Origin of the sequence: Micromonospora sp. NPDC000442 (assembly GCF_042898635.1) — a bacterium.
Taxonomy (GTDB): domain Bacteria; phylum Actinomycetota; class Actinomycetes; order Mycobacteriales; family Micromonosporaceae; genus Micromonospora.
Genome location: NZ_JBIAYZ010000016.1, coordinates 69,366 through 89,276 on the forward strand (window position 1 = coordinate 69,366; position 19,911 = coordinate 89,276).

At 71.3% G+C, this 19,911-nt stretch carries 17 protein-coding genes and 1 pseudogene; 8 read left to right on the forward strand and 10 right to left on the reverse strand.

The features are described 5' to 3' along the window. Window positions 1-41 precede the first annotated feature (41 nt). From ACFY2A_RS23180 to ACFY2A_RS23195, 4 genes are all read left to right on the forward strand, one after another. Window positions 42-572, forward strand: a complete 531-nt coding sequence (locus tag ACFY2A_RS23180) for an Arc family DNA-binding protein (protein ID WP_387174506.1) — start codon at window positions 42-44, stop codon at window positions 570-572. Window positions 573-648: 76 nt separating this feature from the next. Further along, on the forward strand, window positions 649-1,488 hold the full coding sequence (locus ACFY2A_RS23185) for a DUF4097 domain-containing protein (protein ID WP_387174508.1): 840 nt from the start codon (window positions 649-651) through the stop codon (window positions 1,486-1,488). Between the two features lie 70 nt (window positions 1,489-1,558). Continuing rightward, window positions 1,559-1,852, forward strand: a complete 294-nt coding sequence (locus ACFY2A_RS23190; RefSeq protein WP_387174510.1) for a 4a-hydroxytetrahydrobiopterin dehydratase — start codon at window positions 1,559-1,561, stop codon at window positions 1,850-1,852. Further along, complete coding sequence (locus tag ACFY2A_RS23195; RefSeq protein WP_363922849.1) at window positions 1,849-2,997, forward strand: FHA domain-containing protein; 1,149 nt, start codon at window positions 1,849-1,851, stop codon at window positions 2,995-2,997. Before ACFY2A_RS23190 ends, ACFY2A_RS23195 begins: the two co-directional genes overlap by 4 nt. A 53-nt stretch (window positions 2,998-3,050) precedes the next feature. Here ACFY2A_RS23195 and rocD read toward each other — a convergent pair whose 3' ends face one another. From rocD to ACFY2A_RS23215, 4 genes are all read right to left on the reverse strand, one after another. Next, on the reverse strand, window positions 3,051-4,265 hold the full coding sequence (rocD, locus tag ACFY2A_RS23200) for an ornithine--oxo-acid transaminase (RefSeq protein ID WP_387174512.1): 1,215 nt from the start codon (window positions 4,263-4,265) through the stop codon (window positions 3,051-3,053). Then, the gene (gene ddaH, locus ACFY2A_RS23205) at window positions 4,262-5,077 is read right to left on the reverse strand and encodes a dimethylargininase (protein WP_387174599.1); all 816 of its coding nucleotides are present in this window, start codon (window positions 5,075-5,077) and stop codon (window positions 4,262-4,264) included. The genes rocD and ddaH overlap by 4 nt, the downstream gene beginning before the upstream one ends. A gap of 373 nt (window positions 5,078-5,450) precedes the next feature. Then, window positions 5,451-6,422 (reverse strand): thrombospondin, encoded by a 972-nt coding sequence (locus tag ACFY2A_RS23210; protein ID WP_387174514.1) that lies wholly within the window; start codon window positions 6,420-6,422, stop codon window positions 5,451-5,453. 232 nt (window positions 6,423-6,654) lie between these two features. Then, window positions 6,655-7,344, reverse strand: a complete 690-nt coding sequence (locus ACFY2A_RS23215) for an SDR family NAD(P)-dependent oxidoreductase (protein WP_363922857.1) — start codon at window positions 7,342-7,344, stop codon at window positions 6,655-6,657. Between the two features lie 217 nt (window positions 7,345-7,561). Between ACFY2A_RS23215 and ACFY2A_RS23220 the strand changes: the two genes are divergently transcribed. Beyond that, entirely contained in the window at window positions 7,562-8,368 is an 807-nt protein-coding gene (locus ACFY2A_RS23220) for an Fpg/Nei family DNA glycosylase (RefSeq protein WP_387174516.1), read from the forward strand. Between the two features lie 82 nt (window positions 8,369-8,450). Here ACFY2A_RS23220 and ACFY2A_RS23225 read toward each other — a convergent pair whose 3' ends face one another. The 4 genes from ACFY2A_RS23225 to ACFY2A_RS23240 all read right to left on the reverse strand — a co-directional run bounded on the left by ACFY2A_RS23225 (window position 8,451) and on the right by ACFY2A_RS23240 (window position 13,485). Beyond that, a complete protein-coding gene (locus tag ACFY2A_RS23225; RefSeq protein WP_387174518.1) occupies window positions 8,451-9,323 on the reverse strand; it encodes an aminoglycoside phosphotransferase family protein in 873 nt (290 codons plus the stop codon). Window positions 9,324-9,434: 111 nt separating this feature from the next. Next, the gene (locus ACFY2A_RS23230; RefSeq protein ID WP_387174520.1) at window positions 9,435-10,859 is read right to left on the reverse strand and encodes a WGR domain-containing protein; all 1,425 of its coding nucleotides are present in this window, start codon (window positions 10,857-10,859) and stop codon (window positions 9,435-9,437) included. A 90-nt stretch (window positions 10,860-10,949) separates the two neighbouring features. Continuing rightward, the gene (locus tag ACFY2A_RS23235; protein WP_387174522.1) at window positions 10,950-12,320 is read right to left on the reverse strand and encodes an FAD-dependent oxidoreductase; all 1,371 of its coding nucleotides are present in this window, start codon (window positions 12,318-12,320) and stop codon (window positions 10,950-10,952) included. 16 nt (window positions 12,321-12,336) lie between these two features. Continuing rightward, entirely contained in the window at window positions 12,337-13,485 is a 1,149-nt protein-coding gene (locus ACFY2A_RS23240; protein ID WP_387174524.1) for a glutamate--cysteine ligase, read from the reverse strand. Between the two features lie 211 nt (window positions 13,486-13,696). Between ACFY2A_RS23240 and ACFY2A_RS23245 the strand changes: the two genes are divergently transcribed. Together ACFY2A_RS23245 and ACFY2A_RS23250 are read left to right on the forward strand one after the other, a co-directional pair. Then, the gene (locus tag ACFY2A_RS23245; protein ID WP_387174526.1) at window positions 13,697-15,121 is read left to right on the forward strand and encodes a carbohydrate-binding protein; all 1,425 of its coding nucleotides are present in this window, start codon (window positions 13,697-13,699) and stop codon (window positions 15,119-15,121) included. 149 nt (window positions 15,122-15,270) lie between these two features. Further along, the gene (locus tag ACFY2A_RS23250; RefSeq protein WP_387174528.1) at window positions 15,271-16,644 is read left to right on the forward strand and encodes a chitinase; all 1,374 of its coding nucleotides are present in this window, start codon (window positions 15,271-15,273) and stop codon (window positions 16,642-16,644) included. A gap of 160 nt (window positions 16,645-16,804) precedes the next feature. Here ACFY2A_RS23250 and ACFY2A_RS23255 read toward each other — a convergent pair. Both ACFY2A_RS23255 and ACFY2A_RS23260 read right to left on the reverse strand, forming a co-directional pair. Beyond that, window positions 16,805-17,443: pseudogene (locus tag ACFY2A_RS23255) on the reverse strand (DedA family protein); the annotation flags it as partial. A gap of 73 nt (window positions 17,444-17,516) precedes the next feature. Continuing rightward, window positions 17,517-18,107: a DUF1349 domain-containing protein gene (locus ACFY2A_RS23260; protein ID WP_363922875.1), complete on the reverse strand. Its 591-nt coding sequence runs from the start codon at window positions 18,105-18,107 to the stop codon at window positions 17,517-17,519. Between the two features lie 58 nt (window positions 18,108-18,165). Between ACFY2A_RS23260 and ACFY2A_RS23265 the strand changes: the two genes are divergently transcribed. Next, the gene (locus ACFY2A_RS23265; RefSeq protein WP_387174530.1) at window positions 18,166-19,818 is read left to right on the forward strand and encodes an alpha-amylase family protein; all 1,653 of its coding nucleotides are present in this window, start codon (window positions 18,166-18,168) and stop codon (window positions 19,816-19,818) included. The last annotated feature ends 93 nt before the right edge of the window (window positions 19,819-19,911 follow it).

Genomic DNA, 19,911 nt, shown 5'->3' on the forward strand with positions numbered 1-19,911 from the left:
GACGGCTTGTCTGTGTGTCATGGGTGTGCCACCATGATGCCATGGACCTGACGTCGTATGTGAGCAACCTCGGACGCGAGTTCGCCACGCTCGCCGAAGCTGGCGGAGAGGAGTCGCGCGCGCTGGTCGAGCGGCTGACCGGCTCGCTCGAGTCGGCGATCCGGATGACCCTGCTGGACGCGCTGTCGGCCGCCGCCGACGAGATCACCCGGGACCTGGCACCCGGTTCGGTGGAACTACGCCTGCGTGGCCGCGATCCGAGCTTCGTCGTGACCGTGCCACCCGCCGAGCCGAACGGGGACGCGGAGGACGCCCCGGCGACCGTCAGCGGCGCGTCGGACAACGATCTGCTGGTCGGTGAGGACGGCCCCGCGGCACGGATCAACGTACGCATGCCCGAGCAGCTCAAGGCGGCGATCGAGGAGGCCGCCGCCAAGGAGGGACGCTCGGTCAACGCCTGGCTGGTCCGGTCGGCGGCTGCCGCTCTGCAGCGGCCCGGCCGCGACCAGCGCCCCGTGCCCCATGGCAGCGGGAAACGGGCCAAGCAGGGCTTCACCGGCTGGGTGCGCTGACCGCACCGCTCGGCTTTCCACGCCACGTCCCCGACCTGCGGGGACGACCCATCTACCCAGGAAGCGGGGGACAACCATGCCTGTCTACCAGACGCCCGAACCGATTTCCGTCACGGTCGAACTCGGCGTCGGCAACGTACGCGTCGTCGCCAGCGACCGGACCGACACGGCCGTCGAGGTCCGGCCGAGCGACGTCGTCGACGAGTCGGACGTGCACGCCGCCGCCCAGATCCGTATCGAACACGCCGACGGCACCCTCCGGGTCACCGGGCCCAAGCGGGCTTTCGACCTCTCCCGGAAAACCAGGTCGGTCGACCTGACCATCGAACTGCCCAGCGGTTCCCAGCTGGACGCTCATCTGCTGATGGGCGACATCCGCTGCGTCGGCCGGCTCGGTGAGTGCCGGCTCAAGACCACCGGCAACGTGTGGCTCGAACGAACCGGCCCGCTGCGCCTGCACACCGGATTCGGGCACGTCACCGCCGACGGCATCATCGGCGACGCCGAGGTCTCCACCGGCTCCGGCAAGATCCAGATCGGTCAGATCGAGGGCGCCGCGGAGGTCAAGAACTCCAACGGCGACACCTCGATCGATGCGGTCGCCGGCGACGTGCGGGTACGCAACGCCAACGGTGCCATCGGCATCGAGCGGGCCGGTGCCGGCGTCGACGTGAAGACCTCCAACGGAAGCGTTCGCCTCGGCGAAGTGGTTCGCGGTTCGGTCGTCCTCGGCACCGCCGCGGGCGACCTGGACATCGGCATCGCCGCAGGCACCGCCGCCTGGCTCCAGGTGAACACCGGTTTCGGGCAGGTACGCAACCTGCTGGAGGACGCCAGCCGGCCCGAGGAAGGCGACGAGACGGTCGAGGTGCGCGGGCGCACCTCCTACGGCGACATCACCATCCACCGCTCCTGACCCCTGCCGGACCCGGAGACCGGTCGCCGCTGGTGGCGGTGGTGCGGGCCGGCACCGGTAGGGTCTGGCCATGGCAGAGGTGCTCACCGCCGAGGCGGTGCGAGACGAGCTGGGTGGGCTGGCGGGCTGGTCGGGAGACCCCGCCGGGATCACCCGAACCGTGGAGCTGGCCAGTTTCCCGGACGCCATCGCAGTGGTCGACCGGGTCGCCGTGGCGGCAGAGGAACTGGATCACCACCCCGACATCGACATCCGGTGGCGCACGGTGACCTTCCACTGCGTGACCCACTCGGTCGGCGGGGTCACCATGCGTGACATCCGGCTGGCTCGCCGGATCGACGAGATCGTGGAAGGTGCCCGATGAGGTTCGAGATCAGCAAGGTGCTGGACGCCATCGAGGGGCGGGTCTGCACCGACCCGCAGCTGGCCCGCGCGGTGCTCGACCTGGCCGAAATCATCCGCTACCAGGATCTCGACGGTGGGCGGCCGGCCAGTTCACTGCGCCTCGGCATGGTCATCGACGCGCTGGCACGCAGCCTTGAGGAGGACAGCGTCCCGGTCTACGCGGTGGTGCACCGGGGAATGCTCTCCGACGCCGACCTCACCTCCAACGAGCGCATGGTGGTGCGCAGGTGGGCCGATGACGGCCTGGTGGAGGTGCTCGACAACCCCGGTGACCGGATGCTCGAGGTGGCCGACCTGCTCGGCCTGCCGGTGCTCAGCCGGGTCCGCTTCGACGGCCTGCGTGGGCGGTTCCCCTGGCTGGTGGAGCAGCCGGGCCGGGTCCTCGCCCCGGTGCCGGGCGCCGGCGGTCCGGTCTTCATCGCCCACGTCGGCGGCGGTCACACACCGGTCGCCGGCCCGCCCTCACCGGCCGCTGCCAAGCTGCTGTCCCGCGAGTGGCGCTGCCCGGAGTCCGGCTGCACCCTGTTCGGCGGTGCCGGTGGCGGGGGAGCCTTCGCCGACCTGGCCCGGATCGACCGGGCACCGACCGGGCAGCCGCCACCGTCGCTGCGCAACGGCGTACCCACCTGCCCCCGACACGGTGCGCGGCTGCGCGACGCCGGGCCCCGGCCACGCAGCGAGGTCCTCGCGGTACGCGTCGGTGGCCTGATCCGCCGTCGTTTCGTGCTCACCGAGGAACAGCCGGTGGTGATCGGCCGGGCACCGGAGGGCTCCGGCGGCATCATGCTCGGCCAGTGGCTCAACGACGAGGCGCGGCGCTGGATCAGCCGCAACCACCTGCGGCTGGAGCTGCGCGGCGGTGACGTCGTCGCCACCGACGTCAGCACCAACGGCTCCGGCGTACGGCCCGGCGGCTCCCTCACGGAGGCGGACCGGATCCCGCTGGCCCCGCAGCAGTCCCGGGTGCTCGGCACCGGTGACATGGTGGAGCTGTACCCGGGGGTGCAGGTCGGCCGCCCGAACGAGTTCCCGGCGGGAGCGCCGTACAACCCGGACTCGGTGATGTCCGAGGCCCCGACCATGGCGATGCGCCTGCCACGCTGAACGCCGCTGGGCGTCGGGACCAGGTCCCGACGCCCAGCGGATGGTACGAGCGCTCAGCCGGCCAGGACGGCGGCCACCTGCGCCACCGCGTGGTCGATCTCCTCCTCGGTGATCACCAGCGGCGGGGCCAGTCGGATGGTCGAGCCGTGCGTGTCCTTGGCCAGCACCCCCCGCTCCATCAGCCGCTCGCAGGCCTCCCGGCCGCTCATCAGGGCCGGGTCGATGTCCAGGCCAGCCCAGAGACCCCGGCCACGTACCGCGACCAGACCCTTGCCGATCAGGCCGCGCAGGCCGGCTTGCAGCCGCTCGCCCAGGGCGGCGGAGCGGCGCTGGAACTCGCCGGTCGCCAGCAGCCGGACCACCTCGGTCGCCACGGCGCAGGCGAGGGGGTTGCCGCCGAAGGTGGAACCGTGCTGGCCGGGCTTGAGTACGCCGAGCACGTCGGCGTCGGCGGCCACCGCGGAGACCGGCACGATGCCCCCGCCGAGCGCCTTGCCCAGCAGGTACATGTCCGGCACGACGCCTTCCTGCTCACACGCGAAGGTGGTGCCGGTGCGGCCCAGGCCGGACTGGATCTCGTCGGCGATGAACAGCACGTTGCGCTCGGTGCACAGCAGCCGTACGCCGTGCAGGTAGCCCTCGGGCGGCACCACCACGCCCTGCTCGCCCTGGATCGGCTCCAACAGCACGGCGACGGTGTGCTCGTCGATCGCCTCGGTCAGCGCGGCCAGGTCGCCGTAGGGGACGATCCGGAAGCCCGGGGTGTACGGCCCGAAGTCCGCTCGGGCGTCGGAGTCGGTGGAGAAGCTGACGATGGTCGTCGTACGCCCGTGGAAGTTGCCCTCCGCGACCACGATGTTCGCCTGGTCGGCCGGTACCCCCTTGACCTGGTAGCCCCACTTGCGGGCCACCTTGATGCCGGTCTCGACAGCCTCGGCCCCGGTGTTCATCGGCAGCACCAGGTCCTTGCCGCACAGCGCCGCCAGCTCCCGACAGAAGTCGGCGAACTGGTCGTGGATGAACGCCCGGCTGGTCAGCGTCAGCTTGTCGAGCTGGGCGTGGGCGGCGGCGATCAGCGTCGGGTGTCGGTGGCCGAAGTTCAACGCCGAGTAGCCGGCCAGGCAGTCGAGGTAGCGCTTGCCGTCCACGTCGGTCACCCAGGCGCCCTCGGCGGAGGAGATCACCACCGGCAGCGGGTGGTAGTTGTGCGCGGTGTGGCGCTCCGCGTCCCGCACCGCGGCCGGGGTCCGCAGCATGTCCTCGATCATCGGTTCGCCTTTCCCTGACGGAGTCGCAACGTGCAGCACTTCGGGCCGCCACCGGCCCGACGCAGCTCGGACAGGTCGACGCCGATCGTCTCGTAGCCCCGGGCGCGCAGCTTGGCGGCCAGGCCGGTGGCCTGCTCGGGCAGCACCACGTGCCGGCCGTCGCTTACCGCGTTGAGACCGAGCACCTCCGCGTCGGCCATGGTGGCGTGCACCGCGTCCGGGAAGAGCCGGCGCAGCACGGCCTGACTGCCGGGCGAGAACGCCTCCGGCAGGTACGCCACGGTCCGCTCGTCGAGCACGGTCAGTGCGGTGTCCAGGTGGTAGAAGCGCGGGTCGACCAGCTGCATGGTGATCACCGGGTAACCGAAGACCTCCTGGAGCTGGGCGTGCGAGGCGTGCGCGGTGCGGAAGCCGGTGCCGGCGAGCAGGTGGTCCCCGGCCAGCAGGACGTCGCCCTCACCCTCGTTGACGTGCTTCGGGTCGTACATCTCGAAGCTGGCGGCCTCGAACCAGGCGCGGTACGCGGGCGCCTCGTCGGCGCGTTGCGGGTCGCGGAACTGCACCGCCATCGCCTTGCCGTCGATCACGGTGCCGCCGTTGGCGGCGAAGACCATGTCGGGCAGGCCCGGAACCGGCGCGATCTCCTCGACGGTGTGGCCCAGGTCCAGGTAGACCTGGCGCAGCCGCTCCCACTGCCGTACGGCGAGGTCCGCATCGACCGGTGCGGTCGGATCCATCCACGGGTTGATCGCGTAGTCGACGGCGAAGTACGTCGGCCGGCACATCAGAAAGCGCTGGCGGGTGGCGTCCATCGTCATGTGTCCTGCTCCAAGCCTCGGGCGCGCCCGGCCACCGTCGGCCCACGGGCTGGCGCCGTGGCTCAACGGTATGCGGGCTCGACCGGCAGGATCCACCGCGAACCCTTGCATTCGACAGCAGATCATTGCGTTTGGCACCCGAGCGGCGCAGATTCGTTGCGTAAGGCTCGTGACCCGGCTCGCCGGAGCGAGTGTCGCCGGGTACATGACCGAGGCCGACTGTCGCCGGACATACGTCAGGGGCGGCGAACCGCCGCCCCTGACGAGCCGTGCGTGCCCGGCTGGTGAACCACCAGATCTGATCGGGCTACGGTCGGTTGCGCACCGACCGGCACCGGTGAACCACCGGCGGGCCGAAAAGTGCCCGCTACAGGCGGTCGACAAACTGTGAATCAAGCCACTCGCGGAGCCGGACCACCTGGTCTCCGTCGGTGGTCGGCCAGTCGTACTGGCCGGTCATCGCCAGCACCCCCAGGACCACCGCGCCGAGGCCGAAGGCGATGCCCAGCAGCGCGTCGGACTTGCCAGCGATGTGCCGTCGACGGGTGGCCATCAGGCCGAGCACGGCGAGCACCGCCCCGACCGCGCCCAGCGCGATGCCGTACCCGGCGAGGGCGCCGGTGAGCACGAACAGGAGGCCGCCGACGCCGACGATCAGGCCGATCGTGGCCAGCAGGCTGGCCCGGGGTCGCGGCCCGACCGGTGCCGGCGGCACGTCCCGGCCGGCCTCGCCGTCGGGCGTCCGGTCGTCGTCGACCGAGTCGTCCCGCTCGCGGGTGCCGGGGATCCGCTCTCGGTCGGCGCCCCGGTCCGCGTCGCCGGCCCGGTCGCCGTCCACGGTCCGGTGGCCGTCGACGGCCCGGTCGCCGTCCCTGGTCCGGTGGCTGTCCATAGTCCCGTGGCTGTCGACGGTCCGGTCATGGCCGGTGATGCGGTCATGGTCGACGGTCCGGTCGCGGTCGGTGGTGCGGTCGCGGTCGGTGGTGCGGTCGCCGTCGAGGGCGCGGTCGACGCCGGTGGCGCGGTGGCCGTTGACGGTCTCGGTGGTGGCGGTACGAGCGCGGCGGGAACCGTGAACAGTGGATCGTGCGGTGGCGGCTCGGGCCTCGGCGCTCCGTTGCGCGTCGGGCTGGCGATCCGCCCGGTCGGTGTCGGTGCCAGCGGTCTGGCTGGTGGCGGCTCGGTCGGTGACGGTCTTGCCGGCGACCCGGTCCGCGGCGGTTCCGCGGGTGGAGGTCTGCTCGGTGGGACGGGTGTCAGTGGCGACCGTCCCGGTCCGGCCGTCGTCGGCTGCCGTCGGCGCCGGTTCCTCCCGGCGCAACAGCGAAGGAAACTTCATGAGGTTCACCTCCTGATCGATGCGTGGATGACGGCATCAGCCCCGTATCGCCAACCACGCCACAACACCCCGCAGGTACCCACCCCTCACCCAACCGACACCCCGCCCCGCCCGCCCTTCCGCCCCCTCCCCGTCGATCTTGCAGTTGTGGTCGCGACAAAAGCATCCCAATGGGGCATGTCGGCGACCGTATCTGCAAGATCGACGGTGACGGTGACGGTGGGGGTGGGTGTTAGTGGGGGCGGGTGAGGGGGGCCAGGGCGGAGGTGAGGAGGGCCAGGCGGCGGGGGCGGGAGACCCGGACGGGGCGGTTGCGGACACAGCGCACGAGGATCTCCACAGCCCGGTCGACCGAGATCATCAACGGTCGGAACGAGCCCTTGGCCATCTTGGTGTCCACGAACCCGAACCGCACGGTGGTCACGTGCACGCCGTGCCGGCGCAGCGCCGCCGACAGACCCATCAGGTACGACGACAGCCCCGCCTTCGAACCGGCGTAGCCGGGCGCCTCGCCGGAGACCAGCCGGTCGGCGAGACTGGAGATCCCGATCAGGTGCCCGTCGCCGGTGGCGAGCATTCTCGGCACCACCACGGCAGCGGTCCGTACCGCGCCCATCAGGTTGACCTCGAAGGTGCGCGTCTGCCCGTCCAGGTCGGCCCGGTCGACGGGTTCGCCGATGCCGGCGGCGTAGACACACAGGTCCACCCCGCCGAGTTCGTCGATCGCCTTGCCCAGCACGTCCGGATAGTCCGGCGCGGTGACATCGACGGTGTGGTGGGCGTACGTGGGCACGATGATGACGTTGTCCCGCCGGGACAGCCCGGTGACCCGCCAGCCGTCGGCGAGCAGTCTGCGGGTGAACGCCAGCCCGATCCCGTCGCTGTTGCCGACCACCACCGCACGGCGTATCCGATCCGTCATGACCCACCGCCCCCATCGAGTCGACGTGGTGCCCGCCGTGCCGGCGGCCCGACCGGCAATTGAACCAGACGCCGAGGGCGATCCCTTACCGTCGAGTAGCAGCGCTGCGCGGTGACGGGGGACGGGTCGGGGGCGCGTGGCACGTCCCGGCCGGTAGTCGCGGCGCGGCAGCCGGGTCCGACCGCTGCTCACCGGCCCGCTGGCTACGCTTGGCGTCGTGCCAGAGGGACACACCATTCATCGCCTGGCGGCCCGGCACGCCGAGCTGTTCGTCGGGGACAAGGTGCTCGCCGCCAGCCCTCAGGGTCGCTTCGCCGACGGTGCCGCCCGGATCTCCGGGACGGTGCTGGACGCCACCGAGGCGTACGGCAAGCACCTGCTGCACCACTACGCCGATGAGCTGACGCTGCACGTGCACCTCGGCCTCTACGGGAAGGTCACCGACGGGGACGGTGAGCCGCCGGAGCCGGTGGGGCAGATCCGTCTACGGCTGACCAGCGACCGGCACTGGCTCGACCTGCGTGGGCCGACCGCCTGTGAACTGCTCAGACCGCCCGAGGTGGCCGCACTGCGGGCCCGACTCGGTCCGGATCCGCTGCGCGCCGACGCCGATCCGGAGCGGGCGTACGCTCGGATCTCGCGGAGCGTGACGCCGCTGGCGGCGCTGTTGCTGGACCAGACGGTGGTGGCCGGTACGGGTCTGATCTTCCTGACCGAGGCGCTGTTTCGCGCCGGTCTGTCGCCGAGGCTGCCCGGCCGGGAGCTGACCCCGGCCGGTTGGCAGGTGCTCTGGGCCGACCTGGTCGAGCTGATGACGCTCGCGGTCGCCACCGGCCGGATCGACACCGTGCGTGCCGCGCACCTACCCGAGGCGATGGGTCGTCCGGCCCGCGTCGACCGGCACGGGGGAGAGGTCTACGTCTACCGCCGTCCCGGCCAACCCTGCCACGTCTGCCGCACCCCGATCAGCCGAGGCACCATCACCGCCCGCAACCTCTACTGGTGCCCCACCTGCCAGTCCTGAGGCCGGCGCCGCTTCCCGGCTCGACTGGCTCCGATCATCGACACAACCGCCGGGCATCTCGGGCGGCGACCCTTGCCGCGCCTCAGTCGAGAAGCCAGCGGACCACCTCGGCGTGGTCGGTGAAGACCCGGTCGCCGTCGATGCTCCAGGCCATCGTCTGACCGATCGTCCAGCCCAGGACCCGGTCGCGGTCCAGCCCCAGCTCAGCGCTGAGCCGGTCCAGCCGGTGGCGGACGGCCGCCCGGGAGTGGCCCAACTCGGTGCCGCGCACCATCGGTACGGCCGAGAACTCCCGCTCGCCGACCAGCGGCTTGGGGTCGATCACCAGCCAGGGCTCGCGTTCGGCGCGCAGCACGTTGGCGGCATGCAGGTCCTGGTTGACCAGGACCTGCTCACCCTGGCTGCCGGCAAGCCCGCCGAGCAGGTCGAGCGCGGCGTCGACCAGCCGCCGCTCGAACGGCCGCCCGGCCCGTTCCCACTTGGCCGGGAGCCGGGACGCCCATCCGGCGGCGGCCTCCGCCAACGACGTGAACGGCTGACCAGCCGGTACCCAGAGACGGGGGAGTAGCGCCACCACGACGTCGAGCGCCGCGTCGAGCGGTAACGCGTGCAGCGGTGTGCCGGGGTCGCAACGCTCCACCAGCAGTGCCCGCAGGTCGGGGTCGTGGGCGAGTAGCCGGATGGCCCCGTCGCCCTCCCAGCGGCGCAGCGCCGTCGCCTCGTGTTCGCTCTCCGCGTCGGGGAACTGCACCTTGAGCACCGTGCGGGTGCCGTCCGGCAGGTCGGCCGGCACCGCCAGGGACGCGCAGGCGTACCCGAAGGGTGGCCCGAGCCGCAGCGACCAGCGCCGGGCGCAGGTGGCCAGCCGGCCCGGCAGCTCGGCCAACCATTCCGGACCACCCGGCATGCCGTGCAGCCAGGTCAACCCGTCGGGGATGCGCAGCACGTCGCTCACCGGCTCATGGTGGCCGAGCCCCACCAACCACCACAACCCGGCTCCCACCACCAGACGGGCCGCCCGCCCGGCACCTGGCCGTCCGGCACCTGGCCGGGCGGACGGCAGAGGTCAGCGGAGCCGGCGGATGTCGCCGTACGCCCGGTAGAAGCCGCCCCGGCCAGACTCGCGGACCTCGGTGACCAGGTACCGGACGCCCGGCTGGCGGATGCCCTTGGGGAACTGCACCGACCAGTTCCGGTGGTAGCCGGCGGACAGCACGTGCACCCGCAGCCGACCGCCCTGTTCGACGCACTCGACGATCACCCCGTCACCGGTGTCGCCGACGACCTCGACCTCGGTGACCGCGGCCGGCTCGGGCAGCCGGGCCGGGGCCTTCACGTCGACGACGTCGGGCACGCTGCCGGCCTCCGCCGCCCGGATCGCGGGCTCGCTGGCGTCGATGCAGGCCAGGTGGCCGCTGGTGGTCACCACGTAGAGGCGCTCGTCGTGGTACTGCATGGAGTAGGCCGACCCGCAGCCGGTGCCGAGCTTCCACAGCCGGGTGCCGTCGGCGGCGAAGCAGTAGATCGAGGACTGGCTGTCCCCGGCGAAGACGTAACGGCCGTCGGCGGCGGTGGCGCAGGAGAAGACCGGGGCATCGGCGCGGTAGGTGCGCATTGCCGACCCGCCGTTCTTGCCGAGGCGTACCACCTCGCGGGTGCCGGTGCCGGCGAACACGGCGTCGCGTTCCTGCCAGCCGAAGAGCACCGAGCCGGTGCGCGTGTGCCACAGCTCCCGGCCGGTACGCCAGTCGTAGCCGCTCACCCCCGTCGAGTCGCCGTGGTAGACGGCGTCGGCGTCGCAGCGCACCATCCAGGCGGACCGGCCGCGTCCGGCCCGCCGCCAGAGGAACTCGTCCTCGTGGTCGATGGCGGCGACCCCGCCGTCGGCGTCGGAGACGCCCAGCACGCCGTCGTGGATGTCGAGCCAGTAGATGTCGATGTCGGGCACGATCGCGTACGCCACCCGAGGGATCTTGCCGGAGAGGTCGTAGACATTGCCGTCGTCGCAGCCGGCGTAGATCCAGGCGTCGTCGGCGACGATGCACTTGACGCCGTCGGGAAGCCGCACCTGGTCCAGCACCCGGGCGTCGTGATCGAGAGTGGTGATCACACCCCGCTCGTTGCCCACCATGCAGGTGCGCCCGTCGACGAAGATGCCGAAGGCCGGGGCACCGGAGTCGTACCGCCAGAGCACCGGGGCGGTGCGGGCGGTCGAGCGGGTGCTGACGATCTGCCGCCGGGAGACGGCCCGCTTCTGGCGTACCCCGGGTACCGCCGGAGCGTACCCCTTGCGGATCTTCTCGCCGATCTTCTTTGCCGCGGCGGCGCGGGCCCGTGCGTTGTCGGGGTAGCCGGTGGTCTTCACCTGACCCTGGTCGCCGATCCGCCCGTAGCGCACGGTCATCGTGGTGTCGTCGACCGCCACCTCGTAGAACTTGTGCGCGGCACCGTCCACTTCGGACAGTTCGAGGTAGGTCGTCTCCTGCGACATGGGGGTTCCTCCGAGGGGTTCGCGTCGGCCCTGACCGGGCGGCGCGCCTACGCTAACCCCCGGCACCGACAGAAACCCGCCCCGGAGCCGTCAGCGGGCGAGCGCGTCCACGGCCTTGCGGGCGGCGACCAGCACCGGATCCCAGACCGGGGAGTACGGCGGGGCATAGCCGAGGTCGAGTGCGGTCATGTCGTCCACCGTCATCTTGTTCCACAGTGCCACGGCGAGGGGGTCGATCCGCTTCGCCGCCTCGGACCAGCCGACGATCTGGGCGCCGAGCAGTCGCCCGCTCGGCCGCTCGGCGATCAGCTTCACCGTCATCTGCCGGGCGCCGGGGTAGTAGCCAGCGCGGTTCGTCGACTCGGCGATCACCGAGACGAATTCGAAGCCGGCCATCCGGGCCTCGCGTTCCCGCAGGCCGGTGCGACCCACCTCCAGGTCGCACACTTTGGTCACCGCGGTGCCGATCACCCCGGCGAAGGTGGCGTACCCGCCGCCGATGTTGATGCCAGCGACCCGGCCCTGCTTGTTGGCGTGGGTGCCGAGTGGTACGTGCACCGGCATTCCGCTGACCTTGTGCAGGGTCTCCACGCAGTCTCCGGCGGACCACACCCCGGGCACCCCGGACACCCGCATCTGGCGGTCCACCCGGATCCCGCCGGTCGGCCCCAGCGGCAGGCCCGCGGCCGCGGCCAGCTCGGTGTTGGGACGTACGCCGAGACCGAGGACCACCACGTCGGCCGGGACCGGTCCGTTGTCGGTGAGCACCTCGCTGACCCGGCCGTCGCGCTCCGACAGGCCGGTCACGCGTACGCCGGTGCGGATGTCCACGCCCAGCCCGTGCATCGCGTCGGTGACCAGCCGGGCCATGTCGGGGTCGACGGTCGACATCGGCTGCTCGTCGCGCTCGACCAGGGTGACCGACAGGCCGCGGCGGACGAGTGCCTCGGCCATCTCGACACCGATGTAGCCGCCGCCGACCACCACCGCCCGCCGGGGCCGCGGTTCGGCCTCCAGCCAACCGCGTAGCGCCGAACCGTCGTCGAGGGTCTGCACCCCGAACACCCCGGCGGCATCGGTACCCGCCCAGGCCGGCTTCTTCGGCACCGCTCCGGCGGCGTACATCAGGGTGTCGAACGGTTCCCGGACCTCGCCGCCGCCGTCCAGGTCACGGGCGACCACCTCGCGGCGGACCAGGTCGATCCCGACCACCTCGTGCCGGATCCGCACGTCGATGGCGTAGTCCTCGCGGTGCGTCTTCGGTGACCGGGCCACCAGTTGTTCCCGGTCGGTCACCAGGCCGCTGATCCAGTACGGGATCCCGCAGGCCGAGTACGAGGTGAAGTGCCCCCGTTCGAACACGACGATCTCCAGGTCGTCCGGGCCCCGGCGGCGGCGCGCCTGAGCGGCGGCCGACATGCCGGCGGCGTCTCCGCCGACGACGATCAACCGTTCCGTCACGCCATCATCCCCTCCGTCAGGCCGGGTCCTCGCCCCGGGTCTGGCGTGCCACGTCCTTCACCACATCTTCCAACCGTCCGGTCCGGGCGTACACCGAACGCTGCCGTGCGGCACCGCTGCCGTGCCGGCGCAGCCCCTCCAGCAGGCCGGTAACCTCGGCGAGGTCGCCGTGTCGTTCGAGGGCCGGACCGAGGCGTCCGACGAGTTGGTGCAGCAGATCCCACGCCGGCCGCAGCTCACCGCTGGACAGGTCGACCGCCTCTCCCTCCAGCCCGTCGTGGGCGGCCCGCCAGTGCGCGCCGACCAGCAGGTGATGGTCGGTCGGCAGCGGTGGCCGCCCGGCCGCGATGTCGTCGAGCGCGGTCGCCACCAGCCCACGGACCAACGCGGCGATCAGGACCGCGTCGTCGACGGTCGGGCAGACGTCACCGATGCGCAGCTCCACCGTCGGGTACTTGGCCGACAGCCGGGCGTACCAGTAGAGCATCCCCTCGTCGAGCATGACGCCGCTGGCAATCAGCTGACGGATCAGTCGTTGGTAGTGCTCGTGGTTGACCAGGTAGGGCGTCGGCGCGACCGAGGGCCAGCGTTCCCACTCGACCGACCGCCAGCTGGCGTAGCCGGTGTCCGCCCCACGGGAGAACGGCGAGTTGGCGGTGACCGCGTGCAGGATCGGCAGCCACGGTCGCACGTGGTTGAGCACCTGCACGCCCGCGTCGGGGTCCGACACCCCGACGTGGACGTGCATGCCGTTGTTGCCGGGCCCGGGCACCAGCACATGGAACCGGGCGAGCATCCGGTCGAAGCGGGGCTTGTCGACCACCGCGGGCACCGGCCCGTCGATCGGCCCGGTGCCGATCGCGAGCAACCGGGCGCCGGCCCGCTCGGCGGCGTCGGCCAGCGAGGCGCGGAGCAGGCCGAGGGAGTGCCGGATGGAGGAGAGTTCCAACCCGGGCGGGCTGCCGATCTCGATCTGACTGGTCTGGAACTCGCGCTCGACCTGTCCCCGCAACTCGGCGGGGACCTGCTCCATCACCGCCTCGACCGCGGGCACCGCGACCCCGGTGTCCGGGTCGACGAGCAGGAACTCCTCCTCGACACCCACGGTGAGCAGGTGGGTTGCCTCGACCGGGGGACTCGGGGCGGTTGCCGCCTGCCTGACCATCGCTACCACCGTCCAATCCCGCCGGGCGGTCCGTCCGCACCGGGTCGGCCGGCAATTACCCCCTGTGGTGGCACCGGGAAACGCCGACCGGCGTGGCGGCGCGTCACCGACCGCCGGGCAGACCGCATCGATCGACATTGACAACTGCGCGAGGGAGACGTACAACTCCTGAGAGAGCGCTCTCTCACCCGTCCCCGCAGAGAGGCACGTCATGACAACTGCCCCGGCGGCACCCGCCGCCCCGCCTGCGCGACGCCGGCTGCCGCTGGCGTTGACCCTGCTCACCGCCGTCACCACCGTCCTGGCCGGGCTCGGCACGACCGCGGACGCCGCCGTGCCGCCGCCCCCGTCCGGCTGGAGCCTGGTGTGGAGCGACGACTTCACCGGCGCCGCCGGCACCCTGCCATCCGCCGGCAACTGGATCATCGACACCGGCACCAGCTACCCGGGTGGCCCACCCAACTGGGGCACTGGCGAGATCCAGACGTACACGAACAGCTCCGCCAACGTCAGCCACGACGGCGCCGGCAACCTGCGGATCACCCCGCTGCGCGACAGCACCGGCCGCTGGACCTCGGCGCGCATCGAGACCGTCCGCAGCAACTTCAAGGCCCCGGCCGGCGGGGTGCTGGCCATCGAGGGCCGCCTCCAGATGCCAAACGTCACCGGCGCCGCCGCGTCGGGATACTGGCCGGCGTTCTGGGCGCTCGGTTCGCCCTACCGGGGCAACTACCAGAACTGGCCGGGCATCGGCGAGTTCGACGTGATGGAGAACGTCAACGGGCTCAACTCGGTCTGGGGCGTGCTGCACTGCGGCGTCGCCCCCGGCGGACCCTGCGACGAATTCAACGGCATCGGCGCCTCCCGGGCCTGCCCCGGCAGCACCTGCCAGTCGGCGTTCCACACCTACCGCTTCGAGTGGGACGCCTCGGTCAGCCCGCAGCAACTGCGCTGGTACGTCGACGGGCAGCTCTACCACACGGTCAGCCAGACCCGGGTCGGTGAGCCGTACTGGTCGCAGATGACCAGCCACGCCGGCTACTTCCTGCTGCTGAACGTGGCGATGGGCGGGGCCTTCCCGAACGGGGTCGCCGGCATCGCCACGCCGACCTCGGCCACCGTGCCCGGCCGGCCGATGCTCGTCGACTACGTGGCCGTCTACAGCCGCGGTGGCGGCAGTAACCCGCCGCCCACCACGCCACCGCCGACCACGCCGCCGCCGGGCGGGACGCGGGACGCGTACGCGACCATCCAGGCTGAGTCCTTCAACGCCCAGAACGGCGTGATCGTCGAGGCGTGTTCCGAGGGCGGGCAGAACATCGGGGCACTGCGCAACGGCGACTGGGTCCGCTTCGACAACGTGGAGTTCGGCTCCGGCGGGCCACGTGACTTCGTGGCCCGGGTCGCCTCCGGCGCGGCGGCCGGCGTCAGCGGCCTGGTGGAGGTACGGGTGGACAGCCCGACCAGCACACCAATCGGTAGCTTCGCCATCGCCAACACCGGTGGCTGGCAGAGCTGGCGCTCCGTGCCGGGCAACGTCTCCGGCGTCACCGGACGGCGCACCGTCTACCTCACCTTCACCAGCGGCCAGCCCAACGACTTCGTAAACGTCAACTGGTTCCACTTCCGCCGCTGAGGCTGCGGCACGGCCCCCTGACGTCGCCGCCGGCGGACAGGGGGCCGTGCCGATTCGCCGCAGGCCAGCCCTGGACAGAAACAGTTAACAGTCTTAATAATGGGCGCCAGGTTGACGTTGATGAATCTACGTCCGGGCTGGAGGGGCACATGAAACGGTCCAGAACGCTGGTGCTGGCGGTGATCGGCGCGCTGGCCGCCGCGATCGGGGCGGTCGGGCTGGCGCCGGCCGCGTACGCCGCGGGAGTCACCGCGAACTTCGTCAAGACATCCGACTGGGGCTCGGGCTGGGAGGGGAAGTACACGATCACCAACGGGGGCGGCACCACGGTCAACGGCTGGAGTCTCGCCTTCGACCTGCCCGCCGGCACCACAGTCGGCACCTACTGGGACGCGCTGCTGACCTCCAGCGGCCAGCGGTACACCTTCACCAACCGTTCCTGGAACGGCATCATCGCACCCGGCGGATCGGTCTCCTTCGGCTTCCTCGGCAGCGGTTCCGGCGTACCGGCGAACTGCCGGCTCAACGGCGCGGCCTGCACCGGCGGTACCACGCCGACCACACCGCCGCCCACCACGCCTCCTCCGACGACCCCGCCGCCGACCAGTCCGCCGCCGGTCACCGGGCTGCCGAAGCACATCCTGACCGGCTACTGGCACAACTTCGACAATCCGGCCGTCGAGCTGCGGCTGCGTGACGTACCCACCGAGTACGACCTGGTGGCGGTCGCTTTCGCCGACGCGACCGGTACGCCCGGCGCGGTCGGCTTCGCAATCGACCCCGGCCTGTCCGCCTCGCTCGGCGGGTACACCGACGCCGACTTCTCCGCCGACGTGCGGACCCTCCAGAGTCGCGGCAAGAAGGTGATCATCTCGGTGGGTGGCGAGACCGGCCGGGTCGTGGTCGACAGTGCGGCGTCCGCGGTGGCCTTCGCCGACAGCGTGTACGCCCTGATCCAGCGCTACGGCTTCGACGGCGTGGACATCGACCTGGAGAACGGGTTGAACCCGACGTACATGGCGCAGGCCCTGCGGTCACTGCGGGCGAAGGTGGGCAGCGGGCTGATCATCGCAATGGCGCCGCAGACCATCGACATGCAGAACCCGGCGGGCAGCTATTTCAAGCTGGCGTTGGACATCAAGGACATCCTGACCGTGGTGAACACCCAGTTCTACAACTCCGGAGCGATGCTCGGCTGCGACAACAACGCCGCGTACGCCCAGGGGACGGTCAACTTCATCGTCGCGCTGGCCTGCATCCAGTTGGAGGCGGGGCTGCGGCCCGACCAGGTCGGGCTCGGCCTGCCGGCCGGTTCCGGCGCGGCCGGTGGCGGCATCGTCCCGCCCAGCGTGGTCAACGCGGCACTCGACTGCCTGACCCGGGGCACCAACTGCGGCAGCTTCCGCCCCCCGCGCACCTACCCCGGCCTACGCGGCGCGATGACCTGGTCCATCAACTGGGACGTCACCAACAACAACACCTTCGCCCGCACCGTCTCCCCCCACCTCCGCACCCTCCCCTGACCCCGGTCCCGCCGCGTTGATCATGAAGTTGTTGTTGCTCCGCCCGGCGTGGCGCGACAACAACTTCATGATCAACCGGCCCGGGTGGGACGGGCCCGGGTGGGACGGGCCCGGGTGGGGTGGGCCCGGGTGGGGGTGGGGCGGGGTTAGTGGGTGGGGTGCGGGTGTTGCGGCGGCGGATTTTTTTGAGGGCCCAGGTGGCGAGCATGAGGATGATCAGGGCGAGGATTCCGTAGTCGAGCCAGGAGCTGTAGCGGTCGATCTGCTGCCAGCGGGAGCCGAGGGCGTAGCCGAGACCGATGAAGATCCCGTTCCAGATGCCGCTGCCCAGCGTGGTGAGCGTGACGAACTCGACAAGCGGCATCCGGTTCGCCCCGGCCGGCACCGATACCAGGCTGCGGACCACCGGTGCCATCCGGCCGAAGAACACCGCCCAGCGGCCGTACCGCTCGAACCACCGGTCGGCCTTCTCCAGGTCCTCCAGGTCCACCAGGGGCAACCGGTCGAGCCACCGTTTCAGGCGGTCCTCGCCGACGACCGCACCGAGCCAGTAGAGGACCAGCGCGCCGAGCACCGAGCCGATGGTGGCCGCGACGGTCACCACGACCACGTTGAACCGGCCCTCGCCGGCCAGGTATCCGGCCATCGCCAGGACGATCTCGCTCGGAATGGGCGGGATGATGCTCTCCAGGGCCACCAGCAGGGCCACCCCCGCGGCCCCGCCCGCCTCGATCACCCCGGCGACCCAGCCGGTCAGCCCGCCGACCTGAGCGGGGTCGACGTCCTGGGCGAGCGCCATGATGATGCCTTTCGCGGTCGGGCGTAAAGAGGCTCTTACCCGCCGAACCGCCCCGCACACCGGGCCGGATGGCTCACTCCTGCGGGTGCAGCGCCTCGTCGGCCGGGCCCTGGCGCCATCCGGTGAAACGTACGATCAGCCCGCCCCGGCTGGGCGAGCAGCAGTACGGCCCGGCCGTCGCCACCGCGTCGGGAGCCAACGGGGCGAGCCGGACCAGCCGCCACGGCTCACCGGCGACCCGGGCGCGTACGGTCAGCGCATCACCGGCGCGGCTGACGCGTACGCTCACCTCCCGGCCGGCCCAGTCCGGAACCGGCGCCACGGACCAGTCGGAGACGTCGCGGGTCACCACCGCGCCCACCTGGGGCTGGCCGTCGCTGACCTCCACGCCGGCCTTCACCCAGTTCCGGTCGTCCACCCGGACCAGGACGCCGGCCTGGTCGAACTGCCCGGTCCAGCCCAGCCGGAAATCGACCTCCACGGCGGTGCCGGCCGGGAACGGCGCGAGCAGGGCCGGGGCATCGTCGTGCACGAAGCCGTAACTGGTGTGCCGCCACAGGTCGCTGCCCTGGCCCGGCTCGACGCTCAGCGTGCCGTCCGGTTCCTCGGTCACCCGGACCGGCCGGCCGTGCCAGTCGCCGCCGGACCAATCGATGCTCCGCATCCCGGCACCGTACCGGGTCGGGTTTGCCGACGTCCCGACCGGGAGAAGGTACGGGGGCATGTCTGACAGGTGGTATTCGGAGGCGGTCGTCTACTGCCTCGACATCGACACGTACGCGGACTCCGACGGTGACGGGGTCGGTGACATCCGGGGCCTGATCGGCCGGCTGGACTACCTCGCCCGGCTCGGCGTGACCTGCCTCTGGCTGCACCCCATCCATCCGTCGCCGAATGACGACGACGGCTACGACGTGACCGACTTCTACAACGTCGACCCACGTTTCGGCACCCTGGGAGACTTCGCCGAGTTGCTGCACCAGGCCAACAACCGGGGCATCCGAGTGATCATCGACCTGGTGGTGAACCACACCTCCGACCAGCACCCGTGGTTCGTCTCCGCCCGGTCGTCGCCGGACTCGCCGTACCGCGACTGGTACGTCTGGTCCGACCAGGAGCCGGCCGACCGGCATCAGGGCATGGTCTTCCCCGGCGAACAGCATGAGACCTGGACCTACGACCGGACCGCGAAGGCCTGGTACTACCACCGTTTCTACAGGTTCCAGCCGGACCTCAACACCAAGAACCCGGCGGTACGCGCCGAGATCAAGAAGATCATGTCGTTCTGGATCCAACTCGGCGTCGCCGGCTTCCGGATGGACGCGGTGCCGTTCATCATCGAGCGCACCGAGCCCGGGGACCCGAGCCCGGAACTGGACTTCGAATTCCTCACCGAGCTGCGCCAGCACGTGCAATGGCGGCGCGGGGACGGGGTCCTGCTGGCCGAGGCGAACGTCGAACCCGACAACCTTCCCGCTTTCTTCGGCGACAGCGGCGGCTCGGCCAACCGGCTGCACATGCTCTTCGACTTCATGCTCAACGGCCGGCTGATGCTGGCTCTGGCCCGGCGGGACCCGGAACCGGTGATCGAGGCGCTGCGGGACACCCCGGCGCTGCCCGAGGGCGGGCAGTGGGCGACGTTCCTGCGTAACCACGACGAGATCGACCTGTCCCGGCTCACCGCCGAACAGCGCAACGAGGTGTACGAGCAGTTCGGTCCCGAGGAGCACATGCGCATCTACGACCGGGGCATCCGTCGCCGGTTGGCGCCGATGCTGGGCAACGACCGTCGGCGCATCGAGTTGGCGTACTCCCTACAGTTCTCCCTGCGCGGCACGCCGGTGCTGCGCTACGGCGAGGAGATCGGCATGGGGGAGGACCTGTCGCTGGACGGGCGGGAGGCGATCCGTACCCCGATGCAGTGGTCGAACCAGGTCAACGCCGGCTTCTCCACCGCGGAGTCGGAGAAGCTCGTCCGCCCGGTCATCGACAAGGGCGAGTTCGGGTACGAGAAGGTCAACGTGACCCTCCAGCGTCGGGACCGTACCTCGCTGCTGGCCTGGTTCGAGCGGATGATCCGTACGCTGCGGGAGGCGCCGGAGGTCGGCTGCGGCTCCACCACGCACATCGACGTGCCGATGCCGCCGGGGGTGTTGGCGCACCGGGCCGACGGGCCGACGGGGACGATGGTCTTCCTGCACAACCTCGGCACCACCGACGCCGAGGTGGACCTCAGCCAGCTTCAGCCCGAGGCGGACCTGCCCATCGACGTGCTCGCCGACCGCAACTACGACGACGTCGGCAAGCTGGACAAACTGCAACTGTCGGGTCACGGCTACCGCTGGATCCGGCTCTGTCGATCCTGGTCGCACTGACCCGGAGCCGGGCTGGCCGGTCCGTGGCCAGGTGACCTCCGACTGGGCTGGCCGGTCCGTGGATCGGTGACCTCCGGGCCGGCGTGCCCGGTC

What these genes read in the sequence shown, in the direction of transcription:
- ACFY2A_RS23210 (WP_387174514.1), bottom strand. Translation starts at nt 6,422, where the DNA reads ATGAAGTTTCCTTCGCTGTTGCGCCGGGAGGAACCGGCGCCGACGGCA.
- ACFY2A_RS23260 (WP_363922875.1), bottom strand. Translation starts at nt 18,107, where the DNA reads ATGCGGAGCATCGATTGGTCCGGCGGCGACTGGCACGGCCGGCCGGTC.
- ACFY2A_RS23240 (WP_387174524.1), bottom strand. Translation starts at nt 13,485, where the DNA reads ATGGTCAGGCAGGCGGCAACCGCCCCGAGTCCCCCGGTCGAGGCAACC.
- ACFY2A_RS23265 (WP_387174530.1), top strand. Translation starts at nt 18,166, where the DNA reads ATGTCTGACAGGTGGTATTCGGAGGCGGTCGTCTACTGCCTCGACATC.
- ACFY2A_RS23215 (WP_363922857.1), bottom strand. Translation starts at nt 7,344, where the DNA reads ATGACGGATCGGATACGCCGTGCGGTGGTGGTCGGCAACAGCGACGGG.
- ACFY2A_RS23185 (WP_387174508.1), top strand. Translation starts at nt 649, where the DNA reads ATGCCTGTCTACCAGACGCCCGAACCGATTTCCGTCACGGTCGAACTC.
- ACFY2A_RS23180 (WP_387174506.1), top strand. Translation starts at nt 42, where the DNA reads ATGGACCTGACGTCGTATGTGAGCAACCTCGGACGCGAGTTCGCCACG.
- ACFY2A_RS23250 (WP_387174528.1), top strand. Translation starts at nt 15,271, where the DNA reads ATGAAACGGTCCAGAACGCTGGTGCTGGCGGTGATCGGCGCGCTGGCC.
- ACFY2A_RS23195 (WP_363922849.1), top strand. Translation starts at nt 1,849, where the DNA reads ATGAGGTTCGAGATCAGCAAGGTGCTGGACGCCATCGAGGGGCGGGTC.
- ACFY2A_RS23230 (WP_387174520.1), bottom strand. Translation starts at nt 10,859, where the DNA reads ATGTCGCAGGAGACGACCTACCTCGAACTGTCCGAAGTGGACGGTGCC.
- rocD (WP_387174512.1), bottom strand. Translation starts at nt 4,265, where the DNA reads ATGATCGAGGACATGCTGCGGACCCCGGCCGCGGTGCGGGACGCGGAG.
- ACFY2A_RS23190 (WP_387174510.1), top strand. Translation starts at nt 1,559, where the DNA reads ATGGCAGAGGTGCTCACCGCCGAGGCGGTGCGAGACGAGCTGGGTGGG.
- ddaH (WP_387174599.1), bottom strand. Translation starts at nt 5,077, where the DNA reads ATGGACGCCACCCGCCAGCGCTTTCTGATGTGCCGGCCGACGTACTTC.
- ACFY2A_RS23245 (WP_387174526.1), top strand. Translation starts at nt 13,697, where the DNA reads ATGACAACTGCCCCGGCGGCACCCGCCGCCCCGCCTGCGCGACGCCGG.